The following is a 20234-nucleotide window of genomic DNA, read 5'->3' as shown; positions in this document are numbered from 1 at the left end:
GCTGTTTTCCGGGGCCGCCGGCCGGGTTGCGCGGTGTTATCTGAATTTCCCCTGCTCGGCGGGCGTTTGATGATCGAAATGTGGCCGTTGATAAAGCGGAAATCGTACCGGGAAATTTGTCCGCTATCGGAGGGTTATTCATTCGTGTCGCTGGAGCGAATCGATTCGCGCTGTGCGTGCCATATACCAGGACAGGTGGGATCCAACTGAGCCGTCGGGGCTGAGGTAAGTGGCCGATGTCGAATCCTCCTGAAGTAGATAAGGGTCTGTGAGCTGGCCCTTTCGGCCGTCTATAGCAGGAGTCGACAACATGGTGCATAGCGTTGAAACCTTGTGCGAGCGAGGCCTTCCCGGATATTCGAGCGGCCCCCTGCGCGCGTGCCCGATGTTGTCGTCGGTGAATTCCCGACCTCGTGTGTGGCGAGGTGAATCATGACCGACGTTATTTCTGGAACCCGTTCTGGTATGAGTTGGTATCCGCTGTCGACTTCCGGCGAAGTGGAGCGTTTCACGCAGGCCACGCTCGACGGTCTCCGTGAATGGGCGCTTGACCATTTGACCCAGCCGCTGGACGAGATCGGCCGCGAGGGCCCGGTGTGCCCGTATGTCGGCCCGGCGATGCGCCGCGATCTCATCTGGGTCGGCCGGGTCGCGGGGGCGCGTCCGTGGCCGCCGTACGTGCGGCTGGTGATCGAGGACGCGCTCGAGCTGTTCCCGCGGCTCGACCCGGAATCGGGCGGCTCCGCGGTGCTGCGCTGCCTGGTGACGGCCGTTCCCCAACTGCGCGACTACGCGCTGATCGACGAGCTGCACGCCGAGCTCAAGACCCGGTTCGTCGAACGCGGTCTGATGCTGGGCCAGTTCTATCCCGGCTGCAAGGAACCCGGCCTGTGGAACAAGGACTACCACCCGCTCGACGCGCCGATCCCGATGCTGGTGGTGCGCACGATGATGGCGACGGACTTCCCGTTCCTGCTCTCGCGCCCGGAGTGGATGTCGGCCTACGTCAAGAAGTTCGCGCCCGGCCTGCCCGCCCACGTGCGTGAGGTCGTGGTGGGCAGGCTCATGGCGAGCACGAACGGGGAGGTGCCGGAGTACCACCTGGACGTGCGACCGCCGGAGCCCGTCGGTGCGGGGAGAAGACACCGATGACCCGCGAACTGTCCACCGCGCCGACCAGCGATTCGGCAGCGGTCGAGGAGTTTCCGCTCTCGCCCGCCCAGCTGGGCATGTGGTACGCCCAGCAGCTCGATCCCACGGTGCCGCTCTACGAGGCGCAGTACATCGACATGCGCGGCCCGCTCGATCTCGACCTGCTGGTCGCGGTGTCGCAGCAGGTGAGCCGCGAGTTCGAGTCCGGTCTGCTGCGCCTGGTGGACACGCCCGACGGGCCGCGTCAGGTGGTCGACCGGCGCGTCGAGCTGACCATGTCGCACCTGGACTGCTCCGGCGCCGCCGATCCCGAGGCCGAGGCGCTGCGGTGGATGCGCGCCGACATCGCGGCGCCGATCGACCTGCTCGGCGACCGGCTGGTGCTCACGGCCCTGATCCGGATCGCCCCCGACCGCGTGCTCTGGTACTCACGCGCCCACCACATCGTGGTCGACGGCTTCGCCTCGGCGACAGCGCTGTATCGCGTCGCCGAGCTCTACAACGCCGCGCTCGCCGGGCGGGAACCGCCGCCCGGCCGGGCCGCGAGCCTGCGCACCGTGCACGAGGCGGACCTGCGCTACCGCGCGAGCACGCGCTTCGCCGCCGACGCCGAGTACTGGGCGCGGCGGGCCGCCGACATGCCGTCGCGGTGCAGCCTCGTCGACGCCGCGGCGCCCGCGCACGCGCTCGGCCGCCAGTGCCGCGCGGAGCTGCCCACCGCGACGGAGGAACGCCTGGACGCGGCGGCGGCCCGTTTCGGCGTCGGCACGCCGGGCCTGGCGATGGCCGCGCTGGCCGTGTACTACGCGCGGGCGACCGGCACCGAGGACGTCGTGCTGAGCCTGCCCGTGTCCGGCCGCACCACCGCGACGCTGCGCCGCTCGGGCGGCATGCTGGCCAATGTGGTGCCGCTGCGGGTGCGGGTCGCGGGGGACAGCACCGTCGCCGAGCTGGTCGACGCGATCCGGGTGGAGGTCTCCGGGGCGCTGCGGCATCAGCAGTTCCGGCACGAGGAGATCCGGCAGGGCGAGGCCGGTCGCGGTTTCGTCGGGCCGGTGGTCAACATCATGCTGTTCCCGACCGAGGTCGACTTCACCGATGTGCGGACCAGCCTGCACGTGCTGTCCTCGGGCCCGATCGAGGACCTGTTCGTCAACTTCTATCAGCACGGCGCGAGCAGCCCGATCCACGTGGACTTCACCGCCAACCCGGACCTCTACGACTCCGCGACGCTGTCGCGGCACCACCGGCGGTTCCTGACGCTGTTCGAGGCGATGATCGACGCGGACCCGGCGACACCGGTCCGTTCGCTCGAGTACTTCCTCCCGGACGAGCGGCCGTTGCGCGCCGGGCTGTCCGGCGCGCCCGCACCCTCACCGCGCCTGCTCGCGGAGGTGCTCGACGACGGTCTGCGGGCCGCCGGTCCCACCGCGACGGCCGTCGTCTTCGGCGACCGAACGCTCAGCTACGGTGCACTGGAGCAGGTTTCGGGGCGGTTGGCGCACCGGCTCGTCGCTGCGGGCGCGGGCCCCGAGACTCCTGTCCTCGTGGCGTTGCCGCGGTCGATGGAATCGGTGGTGGCGTTCTGGGGCGTCGCCCGTTCGGGCGCGGCGTATGTGCCGGTGGGGGTGGCGAATCCTACCGAGCGGCTCGCGACCATGGCTGCGGAATGTCATGCACAGCTGGGCCTTACGACCGCCGACCGCGTCGAGGAGCTGCCTCGATCGGTGAATTGGATTGTGCTGCAAGAAACCGATGTCGAAGCCGAAGGAACTGCTGACGGCGCGCTCCCTCGGCCGATGACCGACAACCCCGCCTACATCGTATTCACCTCCGGGTCAACGGGTACGCCCAAGGGTGTCGTGGTGACCCACGGGGGAATCGCCGCGCTGGCGGCAGCGGTCCGCGATGCCTATGGCGCGGACGAGAATTCGCGCGTACTGCACTGTCTCAACCCGAGTTTCGACGCCTCGCTGCTCGAATTGCTGGTCGCTTTCACCGCCGGGGCGACGCTGGTGATCGCCGACCCCGACGCGGTGGCGGGCGCCGGGCTGGCCGCGGTGATCCGCGACAGCGAGATCACCCACCTGTGCTCGACTCCCGCCGTTCTCACGACGCTGCCGCCCGGCGCGCTCGACGGTGTCCGCGCGGTCTCCACCGGCGGCGAGGCCTGCCCGCCGGAGGTGGTCGCCCGCTTCGGACCCGGCCGCGCCCTGGTGAACTCCTACGGCCCCTCGGAAACCACGGTCGCCGCGACGTTCACGCCGCCGCTGCGGGCCGACCGTCACGCGGGCCTCGGCTCACCGATCCCCGGCGTCACCCTGCACGTCCTCGATCGGCACCTGCGACCCGTCCCGGCCGAAACTCCCGGCGAGCTGTATATCGCTGGTCCCGGCCTCGCCCGGGGTTACGCGAGCCGCCCCGGCGCCACCGCCCAGCGCATGATCCCCAACCCCTTCGGCGCCCCCGGCGAACGCATGTACCGCACCGGCGACCTGGTCCGCTGGCACGCCGCCGAAACCGCCGGCCACGCGTCGCCCGACCGAAACGGCGCCGACCCGCACTCCAACGACGAGGCGATGGCATCGTCGGCGCCCGGTGCGGACCGAACGGTGAGTGGTGAAGTACTTCATGTCGATGGCGCTCGGTCGACCGGCTTCGTGCTGGAGTACCTGGGGCGCAGCGATTTCCAGGTGAAGTTGCGGGGGATGCGGGTCGAGCCAGGGGAGGTCGACGCCGTGCTGGCCGGCTGCCCTGGGGTGGAATTCGCGGTGACGGTGGTGCGGTCCGGGGCGTCGGGGCGGGACATGCTCGCCTCGTATGTGGTGCCGGTGCACGATGAGCCGATGTCGCTCGACGGGGCGATGCTGCGGGAGTACTGCCTGGAACGGTTGCCCGCGCACCTGGTCCCGGCGACGGTGACCGTGCTGGATGCGTTGCCGCTCACCGGAAACGGGAAGGTCGATCGGCGGGCACTGCCCGAACCGGTGGCCGCGCCTGCGGCGCAGAGGGCCGGTGCCACCGCGGTGGAGCAGGCGCTGTGTGCCCTGTTCGCGCAGGTCCTCGGGGTACCCGAGGTGTCGGCGGAGGCGTCGTTCTTCGCGCTCGGCGGCGACTCGATCCTGTCGATCCAGCTGGTGTCGATGGGCCGCGCCGCCGATCTGATCTTCTCGGCGCGCGACGTGTTCGAGCATCCCACCCCGGCCGGGCTGGCCGCGGTGGTGGCCGAGCCGGGGGAGCGGCAGGTCCTGCGCGAATTGCCAGGCGGCGGAGTGGGTTACGTCCCGCCGACGCCGATCGTGAAGTGGCTGCTCGCCCGTCCGGGCTGGCGGCACTTCGCCCAGACCATGGTGCTCGCCCTGCCCGCTGGCGTCGATCGCCGCACCCTGGCCCGCACCCTCCAGGCCGTCCTCGACCGCCACGACATGCTGCGCCTCCGCGTCATCGACGGCGACCGCCTCGAAGTGGCCGCCCCCGCGACCATCGACGCCGCCACAGTGCTGGACCACCGCTCATGCGCCCGCCTCGACACGCCCACCATCGACGCGGCGATCACGGCAGCGGTCGACCGCCTCGACCCCGCATCCGGTGTCGCCCTGGCCGCGACCTGGCTCGACCTGGACGAGACGGACCACAGCGCGCCGGCCCACCGCCCCGGCGACAGCCGCTACGACACGCTCCCGGTCAATGGCGATGGCGGACGACACGACACCCTTCCCGGCGCGCGCTCCGAGGGCGGACCCGGTGGCCACGAGCTGCGCGGCATGGGCCGGGGCGAGCCCAGCGGTGACGCGATGCGCGGCGCGGACCAGGGTGCATCGCGCGGGCGGCTGGTCGTTGCCGCGCATCACCTCGCTGTCGATGCCGTCTCCTGGCGCATCCTGGTCGCCGACCTCATGACCGCTTGGAGCGCTGTCGCGGTGGGGAATTCACCCCAGCTGCCACCGGTCGGCACCTCCGTACGGACGTGGGCGCACGCACTCGCGGCGGCGGCCGAGCAGCCGCAGTGGCGGGACGAGCTCGACTACTGGTGCGGTGTGCTCGATGCGCCACAACCGCGATGGGGGCGCCGCGACCTGGATCCCGCGCGCGATGTGGGTACCGGGCTGGACCGGTGGGAGCTCACCCTCTCGACAGAGACGAGCGCACAGCTGGTGCGGCACCTGCCGACCTGCCTGCGCTGCGGCGTCGAGGAGGCGTTGCTCGCCGCGCTGGCGGCGGCCGTGTCCGATCATCACGGCACTTCGGGGCCCGCGCTGCTCATGCTGGAACGCCACGGCAGGGACGAAACGGTGGTGCCCGGCGCCGACCTGTCCCGCACCGTCGGCTGGTTCACCAGCCAGTTCCCGATCGCGCTCGACCTCGGCGACGATCCATACCCGGTCGCCATGGTGGCCGCGGTGAAGGAGCAGCTGCGAGCGATCCCGCACGGCGGCTTCGGCTTCGGGCTGCTGCGGTACCTGCGGTCCGACACGGCCGAGCGGCTCGCGGCCCTGGGCGAACCAGCCGTCGGGTTCAACTACCTGGGCCAGCTCGCGAACACCGACCCCGGCCTCCCGTGGCTGCCCGTCGACGTCGCGGACCGGCTCGGCGCCGCCGGCGATGCCGAACTCCCCGCCAACGCGGTGCTCGCCGTGGACGCGGTGACCATCGAGGACGCCGACGGGCCGAGAGTGCACGCGGTGTGTCGGTTCCCGTCGGACGTCCTCGCTCGCGACGAGGTGACACGGATCGCCCGGCGCTGGGCGGACGGCCTGACCGCGATCGCGCGGGCGATCGCCGAACCAGGCGCGGCCAGGCTGACCCCGTCGGACATCGCGCTGGTACCGGTCACCGGGGCCCAGCTCGTCGACTGGCAGTGCCGCTACCCGCGCCTCGAAGACGTCTGGCCGCTGTCACCGTTGCAGCAGGGCCTGCTGTTCCACACCCGGCTCACCGCGGGGCACCCCGACAGATACGCCGTGCAGGCCGTCTTCGCACTCGACGGCGATGTGGATCCGGCGCGGCTCGAGTCTGCGACCGCCGCCCTCGTGCGCAGGCATCCGGCGCTGCGCACGGCCTTCGTGACCACCGCCGACGCGGCGGTGCAGCTGGTCGTCGACGAGGTCACCGTCCCCTGGCGGGTGCTCGACGCGAGCCCGGACGACTGCTCCCGTCTCGCGGCGGAGGAACTCGCCCGCCCGTTCGACCCCGAACGGCCACCGCTGCTGCGCTTCCTGTGCGTGCGATGCGGGCCGGGCGATACCCGCTTGATCGTCACCAACCACCATCTCGTCCTCGACGGCTGGTCCATGCCGCTGCTGTTCGGCGAGCTGCTCGCGCTCTACGACACCCCGAGCGCCGCCCTCCCCGAGCCGGTCTCCTACGAGCGGTATCTGAGCTGGCTGCACCGCCAGGACGCCGCCGCGGCCGAGGCCGCCTGGTCGGACGCGCTGACGGGATTGGCCGGGCCGACCCTGGTCACCGCGGTCCGTCCGCCGCGCACCCACGACGGTGAGCCCGATGAGCTGCGTCGCGAGGTCCCGCTGGCACCGGGTACCGCCGCCGCGCTGGACCGCCATCGCGCCGAGCGCGGCGTCACGCTGAACACCGTCGTGCAGACCGCGTGGGCGCTGCTGCTGGCCGAACTGACCGGCCACACGGATCTCGTGTTCGGCACCACGGTGTCCGGTCGCCCACCGGACCTGCCGGGAGCGGAGCGCATCGTCGGCATGCTGGTCAACACCGTCCCGGTGCGCATCGGCCTGACCCCGGACGAGCCGGTCGGTGATCTGCTGACCAGGGTGCAGCGCGAGCAGGGCGCACTGGTGGATCGAAACATCCTGGGCCTGAACGAGATCCAGGCGATCGCCGGACTCGGCCCGCTGTTCGACACCAGCATGGTCTTCGAGTCGTATCCGATGGATGTCGAGGCCCTGCGCGCCGCCTCGGCCCAGGCCCAGCTGCGGGTCCGCGATTTCCACGGCCGCGACGGCACCCACTATCCGCTGTGCCTGGCCGCGTTCGCCCACGACGGTCTGCGGCTCGAACTCACCTGCTCGGATCGGTTCTTCGACGAGGCGGAGGCCACGGCCCTCGCCCGGCGGCTGGCCAGGATCCTCGATCAGCTCGCCGACCCGGCGCAGCCCACGGTGGCGGTGCGCGGTGTGCCCGGCGGGGAGGTCGTCCGGGTCCGGCCGCGACCCCTGCGCCTCCTGCCCGACCTGATCGCGGACGGCCTGGCCGACGGCCGGATCGCGGTGGTGGACAACGACACAACGCTCAGCTACGCCGACCTCGACAGCCGGTCGAATCAGCTGGCTCGCGCGATCATCGCCGCGGGCGCGGGACCCGAGGACACCGTCCTGATCGCCCTGCCGCGCTCGGCGGACTGGCTGCTGGCCGCGTGGGCGATCGCCAAGTCCGGCGCCGCCTTCGTCCCCGTCGACCTCGATCACCCCGCCGACCGCATCGCCACCATCGCCCGCGGCTGCGGCGCCCGCCTCGGCATCACCGGTGACGACTATCGAAACATGCTGTCCGACAGCGTTCACTGGCTGCGTGTCGACGGCCGGGCCGCCGCCGCAGACCCCCGAACGGATGCGGCGAGCGTGCCGACGACGCACACCTCGCCGGTCGACACGGCGACCGGCGACCGTACGCGCACGGAGGAGGCGTCCACGCGAGTCGGGCGGCGAGCGTCGTCGGCCGACTGTTCGACTCGGCCGGTGACCGATGCCGACCGTGTCCGACCCCTGCACGCCGGGCACCCCGCCTACCTGATCCACACGTCCGGCTCGACCGGAATCCCCAAGGGCGTCATGGTCTCCCACGCCGGCCTCAGCGGCTTGGTCGCCGGTGTGGCGGAGCGCCTGCGGACCGGCCCCGGCGACCGGCTCCTGCTGTGCATGAATCCGGCCTTCGACGCCGCGATCCTGGTGTGGCTCACCGGCTGTCACACCGGTGCGACGCTGGTGATCGCCGCGCCGTCGGCCACCGCGGGCGACGCGCTCGCCGACACGATCACCGGCACCGGGGTGACCCACCTCGTCGCCCCGCCCGCGGTCCTCACCACGCTGCCGACGGCCGCCGTCGCCGGCGTGCGCACGATCGTCACCGGCGGCGAATCCTGCCCACCCGAGCTGGTCGCGCGTCTCGGCCACGGCCGCACGATGCTCAGCTCCTACGGTCCGGCCGAAGCCACCGTGGCCGTCACCCTGAGCGCGCCGCTGAGCAGGGACGACGCGGGCGATCTCGGTGTGCCGCTGCCCGGCTGCGGCCTGGCGGTCCTGGACCGCTGGCTGCGCCCGGTGCCACCCGGCGCGGTCGGCGAGCTCTATCTGATGGGACCCGGACTGGCCCGCGGCTACGTGGGCGCGCCCGCCCGCACGGCCGAGCGGTTCGTGGCCGACCCGTTCGGCGCGCCAGGCGAACGGATGTACCGCACCGGCGATCTGGTGCGCCGCACCACGGCCAACCGGCTGAACTACTTGGGCCGCAACGATTCCCAGGTGAAGCTGCACGGGATCAGGGTGGAACCTGGCGAGGTGGACGCGGCGCTGCTCGGCGCGCCGGGTGTCGCGTTGTCGGTGACCGTGCCACGGCAGGGGCCCGACGGCAAACAGACACTGGCCTCGTATGTGGCGCCGGTCGCCGGCGCCGAGCCGTCCCCGACGGCACTGCGCGAATTCCTGGTGCGCAGGCTGCCCCGGCACCTGGTGCCCGCCACGGTCACCGTGCTCGACGCGCTGCCGGTCACCGGCAACGGCAAGGTCGATGTGCGCGCGCTGCCCGAGCCACGGCTCACCGCCGCGCCCTATGTCGCGCCGGTCGGCGCCGAATGCCTGGTCGCCCAGGCCTACGGTGCGGTGCTCGGCCGGTCCGAGGTCGGCGCGGACGACGACTTCTTCGCCCTCGGCGGCGACTCGCTGTCGGCCACCAGGGTCGCCGCGCGGCTCGGCGCCGAACTCGGTGTCGAGGTGCCGCTGCGGCTGCTGTTCGAGGCGCCGACCGTACACGGGCTCGCGGCCCGCCTCGGCGGCGAGACCGCACTGCCCGCGAACGCGCTCGGCGGCCCGTCCGCCGGGCCACGCCCCGACCGGATTCCCCTCGCCCCCGCGCAACGCCGCATGTGGTTCGTCAACCAGTACGACCCCGACTCCGGCGCCTACAACATTCCGGTCGTCCTGCGACTGACCGGACGGCTCGAGGTCGCCGCCCTGCGCGCGGCGCTGACCGATGTGGTCGGCAGGCACGAGGCGCTGCGCACGATGTACCCCGATCACGACGGCGTCGGGTACCAGGTGGTGGTGGCGCCAGAGGAACTCGCCGACCATGTCGAGCCGATCGACGTAGCCGAGTCCGAGCTGTCCGACGCCGTCTTCGACTGTGTCAGCGCCGGTTTCGACGTCGCCTCGGCGGTTCCCCTGCGGGTGCGGCTGTTCCGGCTCGCCGCCGATCGACACGTGCTCGCCGTGGTCGTGCACCACATCAGCGCCGACGGGTACTCGATGGGCCTGCTGGCCCGCGACGTGATGACCGCCTATACCGCCAGGGTCGCCGAGGACACGCCGCAGTGGCCGTCGGCCCCCGTGCAATTCGCGGATTACACCCTGTGGCAGCGTGATCGGCTCGGCGATCCGGACGACCCCGACTCGCTGGCCGCCCGTCAGCTCGCCTACTGGACCGAGACGCTGGCCGGGCTGCCGGATCGCCTCGAGCTTCCGGCCGACCGCCCGCGCCCACCGGTGGCTTCGTTGCGCGCGGGCACCGTGCACCGTGTCGTCGACGCACGCACGCGGGCCGCGCTGGAACAGCTCGCCGCGACGAACCGCTGCTCGCTGTTCATGGTGCTGCACAGCGCGCTCGCCGTGTTGTTCGCCCGGCTCGGCGGCACCGACGACGTCGCCGTCGGCACGCCGGTGGCCGGGCGCGGCATCGCCGAGCTCGACGAGGTGGTCGGCATGTTCGTCAACACCGTGGTGCTGCGGACCCAGGTCGGCGCCGCGATGCCGTTCACCGACCTGCTGGCGCACGTGCGGCGCACCGACCTCGATGCCTTCGCGCACACCGAGGTGCCGTTCGAACAGCTCGTGGACCTGCTCGATCCAGCGCGCTCGGCCGCCAGGCACCCGCTCGTCCAGGTCATGCTGGTGTTCCAGAATCTCGGCCACACCGAGTTCACGCTGCCCGACCTGCGGGTCGAACCGGTCGAGCTCGAGCAGCGCAGTCTGCGCTTCGACCTCAGCGTCACCGTCGGTGACGACGGCGCGGGCGGGCTGTCGGCGCGCTTCGGCTACGCCACCGACCTGTTCGACGCGAGCACCGCGGCGCGGATCGCCGACCGCTGGTTGCGCGTTCTGCGTGCGGTGGTCACGAATCCCGCTGTGCCGGTGGGCGATATCGATCTCCTCGACGGGCGTGAGCGCACGATCCTGCCCGGTGCGCCGCTACCCGCCGTCGCCCCGCCCGCCCTGCTGCCCGACCTGTTGCGCGCCGCCGCCACCCGCAACCCGGACGGCATCGCGATAGTCGACGGGACAACCGAACTCACCTACCGCGAACTCGACCGGCACTCGAACCGCCTGGCCCGCATCCTGATCCGTGCGGGTGCGGGTCCCGAACGCCCGGTGGTCGTCGCCCTCACCCGCAGCGCCGGCTCCGTGCTCGCCGTCTGGGCCGTGGCCAAAACCGGCGCCCCCTTCGTCCCCGTCGACCCGGCCTATCCGACCGACCGCATCACCCAGATACTCATCGACTCCGGCGCGACCCTAGGCATCACGAGCGACCGTCCGGGGAGTGGCGGGGAAGCTGTGCGGTGGTTGATGCTCGACGACCCGGCCTGCGACGGCGAGCCGGCGGGTACCTCGGACGCGCCGATCGATCCCACGGAACTCCGCGGGCCCACGCGACTGGCGAACCCCGCGTATGTCATCTTCACCTCGGGCTCGACCGGCCGCCCCAAAGGTGTGGTCGTGACGCACGCCGGTCTCGCCAATCTGGTCGCCGCGCAACGGGAGCGGCTGGGCCTGAATGCCGAATCCCGCGTGCTGCACGTGGCCTCGCCCAGCTTCGACGCCGCCGTGCTGGAACTGCTGCTCGCCGTGGGCGCCGCGGCGACGCTGGTGATCGCCGGGCCGACCGCGTTCGGTGGGGCGGAGCTGGGGGAGTTGCTCGCCCGCGAGCGGGTCACCCACATCGCGCTCACCCCGTCGGCGCTCGGCTCGGTCGACACCGTGCACCACGAACACCTGCGCGCCATCATCACCGGCGGCGAACCCTGCCCGCCCGAACTGGTCCAGCGGTGGGCCGCGCCGGAGCGCCTCCACTTCAACGACTACGGCCCCACCGAGGCGACCATCTGGGCCACCGGCACCGGATCCCTGCGTCCCGGATGCGAGATCACCATCGGCACCGCGGTTCCCGGCCTCGTAGCCATGGTCCTCGACGAGCGCCTGCATCCTGTCCCTGACGGCGTGGTCGGCGAGCTGTACTTGGCGGGCCCCGCCCTCGCCCGTGGTTACCACAACCGCCCCGACCTGACCGCCGCACGCTTCGTCGCGAACCCCTACGCGGCGGGCCGACCAGCCACGCGCCGAACAGCCACGCGCCGAGTATCTTCCGCGGTCAGCGAGACCTCCGCACCGGCCGGCGCTTCGGCATCCGCTGCGGACCCCGCGGCATCGGCTGCCGGTCCCGCGGCGCACCAGTCGGCCGGCCAGCCGGTCCGCAGCGACGCCTGCGGCGAAAGGATGTATCGCACCGGCGATCTCGTCCGCAGGCGCAATCACGTCCTCGAATACCTGGGCCGCTCCGATCTGCAGGTGAAGCTGCGCGGGCTGCGGATCGAGCCAGGCGAGATCGAGGCGGCCCTCACGGCCGACCCGGCGGTGCATCAGGCCGTGGTGACGGTGCACGCCGACGAGGCGCTGGGCGAGTTGCTCGTCGCCTACCTCGTACCGGAACGCGACGCCGCCTTCACCGTCGACACGGTGAAAGAAGCGCTGGCTCAGCGTCTTCCGTCCTACATGGTGCCGACCGCGTTCGTTGTCCTCGACGCGCTGCCGCGCACCGGTAACGGCAAGCTCGACCGCAGGGCCCTACCCGCCCCCGATCTGCGGTCCGGCCGGTTTCGCGCGCCGGTGACCCCCACCGAGCGGACCGTCGCCGACACCTTCGCCGAGCTGCTCGGCGTCGCCAGGGTCGGCTTGGACGACAACTTCTTCGCACTCGGCGGCAACTCGCTGATCGCGACCAGGATCGCGGCCAGGCTCGGCGCCGCCCTCGACGCCCGGGTGCCGGTCCGCATGGTCTTCGACGCGCCGACGGTGGCCGAGCTGGCCTCGGCCGTGCGCACCGCCACGGCGCCGCCGGGACCGAGGCCGGGCCCACGGCACCGCCCGGACCGCCTCCCGCTCTCGGCGGCGCAGCGGCGCATGTGGTTCCTCAATCGGTACGACCCCACTTCTGCCGCCCACAATGTGCCGATCGCGCTGGAACTCGACGGCGAGCTCGATCCGGAGGTCCTGCGGGCGGCGTTGATGGACGTGGTGGCCCGGCACGAGTCGCTGCGCACGGTGTATCCGGTCGACGCCGACGGTGAGCCGTACCAGGAGATCCGGCCGGTCGCCGCCGCCCGGATCCCGGTGCGGGTCGCCGACTGCGCGCCGGAGCGGATCAACGAACGCGTGGCCGAGGAGATCGGGCGCGGCTTCGACCTCACCACCGAACTGCCGCTGCGGGTCACGCTGTTGCGCGTCGACGAGCGGCGATCCGTGATCGCGGTCGCGATGCACCACATCGCCTCCGACGGCTGGTCACTGGCGCCGCTGACCCGCGACATGCTCCTCGCCTACGCGGCCCGCCTGGCCTGCACGCCGCCCACCTGGACACCGCTGCCGCTGCAGTACGCCGACTACGCGCTGTGGCAGCACGAACTGCTCGGCGCCGAGGACGATCCCGACAGCGTGGCGTACCGCCAGCTCGACTACTGGCGCACCACACTCGACGGCCTGCCCGAGGTCTCGGCGCTGCCGACCGACCGTCCGCGCCCCGCGGTGCTCACCCACCGCGCGGGGCTGGTGGAATTCGACATCGACGCCGCCGTCCAGCGGCGGGTCGGAGAGCTGGCGCGCTGGCACGGCGTCAGCGTGTTCATGGTGGCCCACGCCGCGCTCGCCGTGCTGCTCGCGCGGCTGTCCGACACCACCGACGTGTCGATCGGCTCGGTGATCGCGGGCCGCGGCGACGGCGAACTCGACGACCTGGTCGGCATGTTCGTCAACACCCTGGTGCTGCGCAGCCACGTCCATCCCGAGGCGACCTTCGACAGTCTGCTCGCCGCGACCAAGGACGGCGACCTGGACGCGTTCGGCAACGCCGATGTGCCCTTCGAACGGCTCGTCGAGGTGATGGCGCCCGCCCGGTCCACCGCCCACCACCCGCTGTTCCAGGTGCTGCTGGTCTTCCAGAACTTCGACCGGGAACCGCTGGAACTGCCCGGCCTACGGGTCGAGCCGCTCGAAATGCCGCCCGTGGGAGCGAAATTCGATCTGGAGTGGATGCTGGCGGAGAACGTCGACCGCGACGGCGCGCCCGCCGGGATCTCGGGCACGCTGACCTTCGCCCGCGATCTGTTCGAGGAGTCCACCGCGCGTGTCCTCGGTGAACGGTTCGTCGACGTACTCGACGCGCTGACCGCGAATCCGAAACTGGCACTGGGCGACCTCGACGTGACCGCGCCGCCGGGAACGGTCGTGCACCCGGTGGTGCCGGTGCATCGGGTCGACCTGCCGTACCGGCCCGCGGTGACGCCCACCGAGCACGCCGTGGTCGCCGCGTTCGAAACGGTTCTCGATGTCGAGCGAGTCGGCTTGGACGACAACTTCTTCGAGCTCGGCGGCACCTCCATGGTCGCCATCCGGCTGGTGGCCGAGCTACGCGAGCGACTCGGCGTCGCCATGCCGGTGCAGTGGATGTTCGGCGATCCCACACCCGCCGCGCTGGCCCAGCGCCTCGCCGACGCCGACGACACGGCCGTCGATCCGGCGCTGCGCACGGTCCTGCCGCTGCGGGCCGAAGGCGCCGGACCCGCCCTGTTCTGTGTGCACCCCGCGATCGGCGTCGCCTGGTGCTACTCGGGTCTGCCCGGCCATCTCGACCCCGGGTTCCCGGTCTACGGCCTGCAGTCGCCCGGCATCGCGGCCCAACAGCCCGATCGGCCGCTGCGCGATCGCGTGCACCGCTACGCCGACGAGATCCAGGCGATCCAGCCCGCAGGCCCCTACCGGCTGCTCGGCTATTCCGCGGGCGGACCGATCGCGCACGCCGTCGCCGTCGAACTCCAGCACCGCGGTGCCGCCGTCGACCTGCTGGCGATCCTCGACGGGCGCGCCGATGTCGACCCGGCCAGCGCCACCGAACTCCCGCCACCGGAGACCCTGCTCGCCGAATTCGGCGGACTCGATCCGGCCGCGGCCCGCGACGCCGCCCACCTCGTGCGCGCCGACGCCGCCTCCGATCGAATCGAGCCGCCAGCGTCGCCGGCCGATTCCGCGGCGGATCACGCGCCCGCCGCACCGCTGTCCGGCGCCGACAACGAGGTCGGCGCCGGCAACGAGGGCCTGCTCGGCGGCATCACCCCCGCCACGCTGCGCCGTCTCTACACCGACTACCAGCAGGTGATCCGCGAGTCCGCCGCCTACCGCCCCGAGCTCTACGACGGTGACCTGCTCTTCTTCAGCAGCACCAGCGCCCGCCCCGGCTACGAACCCAACGCCGCCACCTGGCGCCCCTACGTCACCGGCACGATCATCGACAACCAGACCGGCCACGAACACAACCGCCTCACCAGCCCCGCGGCCCTGTCCGTGATCGGCCCGATCCTGGCCCGACACCTGCGGAGCTAGGCCACCAGGTCGGCGTACTCGCGGTGTTCGGCGATGTACTTCTCGACGTACCAGCAGGTGGGGACGACCTGGTAGCCGTTGGCGCGGGAGTCGTCGAGGCCGAATTTCACCACGTCGGCGGCCACACCGCGGCCGCGGTACTCGGGGAAGGTCATGGTGTGGTGGAAGTCGCGGACCTTGGTGTCCTCGCGTTCGGCGTAGTCGGCGTAGCCCGCGAGGACGTCGTCGTGGTAGATCTCGTAGCGCGTGTCGGCGACGTTGTGCTCCAGCCTGGTGGTCATACCGGATGCTAACCCGGCCGCTCGGCCGGTTGTTCCGCTAGAGGACCGCGCCGGGGTTGAGGATGCCCTCGGGGTCGAGCGCGTCCTTGATGCGACGGGTCAGCGCCATCACCTCGGGCCCGACCTGATCGGGCAGCCACGCCTTCTTCAACCGGCCGACGCCGTGTTCGCCGGTGATGGTGCCGCCGAGGGCGATGGCCAGGTCCATGATCTCGCCGAAGGCGCGGTGCGCGCGGGCGGTGTTGTCGGGGTCGGTCGGGTCGTGCACGATCAGCGGGTGGGTGTTGCCGTCGCCGGCGTGCGCGATCACTGACACCAGCACGTCGTGGCGTTCCCCGATGGCGGCGACGCCGGTGATGAGGTCCCCGAGCCGGGGCAGCGGCACGCCGACGTCCTCGAGCAGCAGCGGCCCGATCCGTTCCACCGCCGGGATCGCGAATCGCCGTGCGGCCGTGAACGCTTCCCCTTCGGCGGCGTCCTCGGTGTCGAAAACCTCTGTCGCTCCGGCCTTCTCGCACAGCGACACGATGGTGCGCGCTTCGTGGGCGGCGTACTCGCCCGGTGCGTCGGACCGGGCGACGAGCAGCGCGGCCGCGGTGCGGTCCAGGCCCATCCGCATCTCGTCCTCCACGGCGTTGATCGCGACCGTGTCCATGAACTCGAGCATCGCGGGCCGCAGCGCCGAGGTGATGGCCAGGATCGCGTCGGTGGCGGCGGTCAGCGTGCCGAAGCTCGCGACCACCGTCGCCTGCGGCGGCTGGGCGGGCAGCAACCGCAGCGTGAGCTCGGTGATCACCCCGAGCGTGCCCTCGCTGCCGACGAACAGTTTGGTCAGCGAGAGCCCGGCCGAATCCTTCAGGCGCGGTCCGCCGAGCCGCACCGCGGTCCCGTCGGCCAGCACCACCTCCATGCCCAGCACGTAATCGGTGGTGACGCCGTACTTCACGCAGCACAGCCCGCCCGCGTTGGTCGCCGCGTTGCCGCCGATCGAGCACATCTCGAACGAGGAGGGGTCCGGCGGGTACCAGAGGCCCTCGGCGGCCACGGCCCGCTTCACCTCGGCGTTGAGCAGTCCGGGCTGGACCACGGCCGTCCGGGTGACCGCGTCGACCCGGATCTCGCGCATCAGCTCGGTGCTGAGCACGATCCCGCCGTCCACCGCGGTCGCGCCGCCGGACAGGCCCGAGCCCGCGCCGCGCGGCACCACCGGCACGCGGCGTTCGTGCGCCCAGCGCAGCGTGGCCGACACGTCCGCGGTGTCGCGCGCCCGCACGACCGCGATCGGTGTGCCCGCGTCGGGATCACGCGCCCAGTCCTGGCGATAGCCGGCCAGCAGATCGGGGTCGACGACCACCGCTCCCGCCGACACCGTGGAAATCAGCGCATCGAGGTCAACCCTGCTCTCGTCCACCCGTCAACGCTAACCCGGTCGGGCTCCCGGTCGTGGGTACAAAGGATTTTCGCCGCGGACGACACTCCGATGGTCGGCCGTCCAGCTCGGCTGCCCGGTGTGTGCTGGTCACCATGCCCGATGGTGGCGAATTGTGATCCAGCGCGCCGGGTTGGTGTATACGGCGTCCAACCCGTCACAATGCTCGTAACGGGTGTGTCGACCGCGGTTCGCCGCCGGGCACCCGGCGTGTTTCGAGTTCCGCTCCACGGTGTGCCGCTCAGCGCAGTGCGTTCTTCCGAGACGTCGCGTCGCACCGTCTGTCGCCGGGAGGGCCGGAAGATGATGGAACCGCAGGACCGAAGCGAGCTGGTGGCCGCCCTGCTGGCCGCCGAGTACGCCGACGCGGGCATCGATCCCGACGCGATGCGCCTCGTCCGCGCGGGCGAGCACGAGCAGTGGCTGTCGGCGCTGGAAGCGACCGGCATGTTCGGTGTCCGCGCGCTGGCCGACATCGCCGCGGAGTGGACGGCCGACCCCACCCTGCTGCGGGACGCCCTGCTCACCGAGGCCGACGAGTTCACCCGCCGCCGGTGCCTGAGCGTCTGGGCGACGCTGGATCAGCGTCCGGCGCCCGGCGGCGAATCGGCGCGAGCGCGGGCCATCGCCCTGCGCCGCTGAACGCCGCGGCGCAGCGGCCGCCGTTCGCCTTCAGCTCACCCTGGCGTCACCTGGCGCTGGCAGGCTGGGCCGCGTGGAGCAGCACGCGGGTGTCACCGACTCGATCGCCGACCGGTTCACCCGCTGGTGCGAGGCGGTCGTCGCCCGGCTGCCGTTCGGGCTGGACCGGATCGTCCCCCCGACCCTGCTCGGCTTCGCGCTCATCAACAGCTTCACCTTCGGCGTCGACCTGCTGCTGCTGACCCTGCTGCACGACGGGCTCGACCTGCCGGTGTCGCTGTCGATCTCGCTGGCCTACATCGCCGCGTTCGGCCTGGCCTTCCTGCTCAACCGCACCTTCAACTTCCACTCCCATGCCCCGATGGGCAAGCAGGCCGTGGTGTACGCGGTGGTGGTGCTGGTGAATTATCTGGCGTTCATCCTCGGCGTCGGATCCGGTCTGGTGGCGTTGGGGGTGGAGTACCACGTCGCGAGGCTGCTCGCGGGCGCCTGCGAGGCGGTGTACATGTATTCGGCGATGCGCTGGATCGTGTTCCGGCGCAAGCGATCAGCGGATCCGGTCGCCGTCGACCGCTGACCCGCCGCGCAGCACCTCGGTGCGCCCGTCCGCGACCACGACGACATCGTCATCGGTGAGCGCCCAGTGCGCGACCCCCTCGTCCCGGTACCGGGCGAGCAGCCGCGGCGCCTCCCCGTCGGGATCGGTGGCGGAGTCGAGATGCACGACGAAGCGGCGTTCCACCAATCCCAGTCCGTCCCAGCGTGCTTCGACGCCGGTGGCGGGCAGGACCTCGGCCGGATCGTCCATCGTCTCCAGGCCGCGCAGCGAGGGCGCCAGCAGGCAGGCGCCCGCGGAGTAGCCCGCGTAGGCCAGCGCGTCCTCGCGCAGCAGGGCGGGCAGGACGGAATCGGCTCCGCTGCGGGCGAATTGGGCCCGCAGGACGAAGGTGTTGCCGCCGCGCACCCACACGGCGCCGAACTCGCGCAGCCGTCGCTCCAGCTGACCCGGCTGCCCGGCGTAGTCGCGCAGGTCGACCACCTCCGGCGCGTAGCCCCGCTGCCGCAGCGGAGTCACATCGCTGGTGACCGCGGCCGACCACGCATCGGGCCACGCGTCGCAGGCGTTGGGGATCACCGCGATCCGCGCGGCCGGGCCGACCAGCTCGGCGAACCGGTCGGCGAACGCCCCGAAGCGGTACGACGCCAGGAACAGGCGCATCAGATGGTGAAGGCCAGATTCCGCACCAGGCGCTCGCCGAGGGCGGTGTCGCCGTCGAGGGTGATCTGGTCGCGGTGCGCGTCGGCGGTGGTCCGGCCGCCGCGCAGCCGCGCGAACAGCCCGGAGTCCAGGCCGATCGTCGCGGTGGGCTCTCCGTCGGCCTCGTCGAGGACCGCGCCGCGCCCGTCGATCACCGCCAGGTTGATCCGCCTCGGCACCGCGCCGGTGAGCTCGATGGTGACCCGCGACCCCTCCGGCGCCTTGGCGCCCTTCACCAGCGGACGGCCGAGGCCCATGGTGAGTTCGGTGTAGGCGATCTCGGCGCGCTCGCCACCCTCGGCGACGGCGCGGCCGATCCCGTCGGCGAGATCGAGTTCGTGCATCCAGCAGTCGAACAGCCGCACCCGCATGAACCGCCCGTAGGGCACCTGCCCGACCGGCGACACCGTCGGCGTCCGCCAGGCCTGCTCGTCCATGGCGGCCAGCGCCGCCCGCCGGCGATCGGTCACCTCGTCGAACAGGGCGAGCAGCCGCTTGCCCGAGAGCGGGCGCAGCCGGTCGACCCAGATCTCGTTGAGCACAGCGACCTCGTTGCGCACGTGCGGCAGGGTGCGCACATCGGTCTTGGGCCGCAACGGATCATGCGGCGGCGGGGTCTCGCCGAGCAGCCAGGACTCGGTGCCGACCACGTGCGCGACCACGTCGAACAGTGTCCATCCCGGCAGCGGCGAGGGCCTGCGCCAAGCGTTCTCGTCCAGATCGGCGACCAGGTTGCCGATGGCCTCCCACTGCTGTGCGAGCAGATCGGTGAGCTGCTCGCGGTCGGGTGTGCGTTCGGTCATCCCTGTGCTCCTTCTGCTCGGGCCAGCGCGGTGAGTCCGGCGCGGATCGCTGCCGCGGTCGACTCGGTGTCGTGCGGACGCCGCAACAGGAAGCCTTTCGCGAAGCTGAGTTTGTCACCGTGTCTGCGCGGCACCACGTGCAGGTGCACATGGCCGACGGTCTGGAAGGCGGCGGTGCCGTCGTTGAGCACGAGATTGGCGCCGTCACTGGCCAGGCCGCCGCGGCGCAGGGCGCGCGCGAGCCGATGGCCGGTGCGGAAGACCTGCGCGCCGAGATCGGGATCGAGATCGTCGAGCTCGGTGGCGTGCTGCTTGGGGACGACGAGCGTGTGCCCGCGGGTGATCGGCCGGATGTCGAGGAAGGCGCAGACCGCGTCGTCCTCGAAGACCTTGGTCGCCGGCGCGGTACCCGCCACGATCCGGCAGAAGACGCAGTCGTTCACAGCCTCGACCCTACGGTGTGGGCATGACGCGCGTCACGTCCGGCCGGTTACCCGGTCGTTCGACCAGGATTCGGACCCGGAGGTAAGTAGCCCACCACGGTGTGCGTTCTTGTCCGGCCCTACCTGCGGCGACGAATCTGATCATGGACGCGGACCCGCGTCCGACGGCAAGAAGGGGCGTCAACTTGGCGAAACAGGTCGGCTCTGTCCGATTCGGGGTTCCGCTGTCCAGCACTCCGCTGTGACGGGCATCTCGGCTAGGCTCACCGCGAGCCGAGTACAGTTGCGAGGATTTCAGCCGAACTTACTCGTAAGTAATGTCGGCTGACCCGTTGTTCCC

The 20234-nt window shown here is 71.7% G+C and carries 9 protein-coding genes; 4 read left to right on the top strand and 5 right to left on the bottom strand.

Going from position 1 to position 20234, the window contains the following annotated elements:
- Positions 1 to 465: 465 nt before the first annotated feature.
- A complete protein-coding gene (locus DFR69_RS08610) occupies positions 466 to 1152 on the top strand; it encodes a DUF6875 domain-containing protein (RefSeq protein WP_110036968.1) in 687 nt (228 codons plus the stop codon).
- Positions 1149 to 15038: a non-ribosomal peptide synthetase gene (locus tag DFR69_RS08605; RefSeq protein WP_110036967.1), complete on the top strand. Its 13890-nt coding sequence runs from the start codon at positions 1149 to 1151 to the stop codon at positions 15036 to 15038. Before DFR69_RS08610 ends, DFR69_RS08605 begins: the two co-directional genes overlap by 4 nt.
- On the opposite strand, the gene DFR69_RS08600 is transcribed toward DFR69_RS08605, so the two are convergent.
- Together DFR69_RS08600 and DFR69_RS08595 are read right to left on the bottom strand one after the other, a co-directional pair.
- Positions 15035 to 15319 carry a GNAT family N-acetyltransferase gene (locus DFR69_RS08600; protein WP_110036966.1) on the bottom strand — a complete coding sequence of 95 codons (285 nt, stop codon included), beginning with the start codon at positions 15317 to 15319 and terminating at the stop codon, positions 15035 to 15037. The two genes, DFR69_RS08605 and DFR69_RS08600, sit on opposite strands and share 4 nt — an antisense overlap.
- A gap of 37 nt (positions 15320 to 15356) precedes the next feature.
- Entirely contained in the window at positions 15357 to 16730 is a 1374-nt protein-coding gene (locus DFR69_RS08595) for an FAD-binding oxidoreductase (protein WP_110036965.1), read from the bottom strand.
- Positions 16731 to 17051: 321 nt separating this feature from the next.
- Between DFR69_RS08595 and DFR69_RS08590 the strand changes: the two genes are divergently transcribed.
- Both DFR69_RS08590 and DFR69_RS08585 read left to right on the top strand, forming a co-directional pair.
- Complete coding sequence (locus DFR69_RS08590) at positions 17052 to 17390, top strand: hypothetical protein (RefSeq protein WP_110036964.1); 339 nt, start codon at positions 17052 to 17054, stop codon at positions 17388 to 17390.
- 73 nt (positions 17391 to 17463) lie between these two features.
- Positions 17464 to 17967 carry a GtrA family protein gene (locus DFR69_RS08585; RefSeq protein ID WP_110036963.1) on the top strand — a complete coding sequence of 168 codons (504 nt, stop codon included), beginning with the start codon at positions 17464 to 17466 and terminating at the stop codon, positions 17965 to 17967.
- Here the strand turns inward: DFR69_RS08585 and DFR69_RS08580 are convergent.
- Genes DFR69_RS08580 through DFR69_RS08570 form a run of 3 tightly spaced genes read right to left on the bottom strand, consistent with a single transcriptional unit; the run spans position 17938 to position 19894 of the window.
- Complete coding sequence (locus DFR69_RS08580) at positions 17938 to 18609, bottom strand: Type 1 glutamine amidotransferase-like domain-containing protein (RefSeq protein ID WP_110036962.1); 672 nt, start codon at positions 18607 to 18609, stop codon at positions 17938 to 17940. The genes DFR69_RS08585 and DFR69_RS08580 overlap by 30 nt on opposite strands.
- On the bottom strand, positions 18609 to 19451 hold the full coding sequence (locus DFR69_RS08575) for a maleylpyruvate isomerase family mycothiol-dependent enzyme (protein ID WP_110036961.1): 843 nt from the start codon (positions 19449 to 19451) through the stop codon (positions 18609 to 18611). Before DFR69_RS08575 ends, DFR69_RS08580 begins: the two co-directional genes overlap by 1 nt.
- Positions 19448 to 19894 (bottom strand): HIT family protein, encoded by a 447-nt coding sequence (locus tag DFR69_RS08570; protein ID WP_110036960.1) that lies wholly within the window; start codon positions 19892 to 19894, stop codon positions 19448 to 19450. Before DFR69_RS08570 ends, DFR69_RS08575 begins: the two co-directional genes overlap by 4 nt.
- Positions 19895 to 20234 lie beyond the last annotated feature (340 nt).

Source organism: Nocardia neocaledoniensis, assembly GCF_003182135.1.
GTDB lineage: Bacteria > Actinomycetota > Actinomycetes > Mycobacteriales > Mycobacteriaceae > Nocardia > Nocardia neocaledoniensis.
This window is presented reverse-complemented; position numbering and strand designations above follow the sequence as displayed.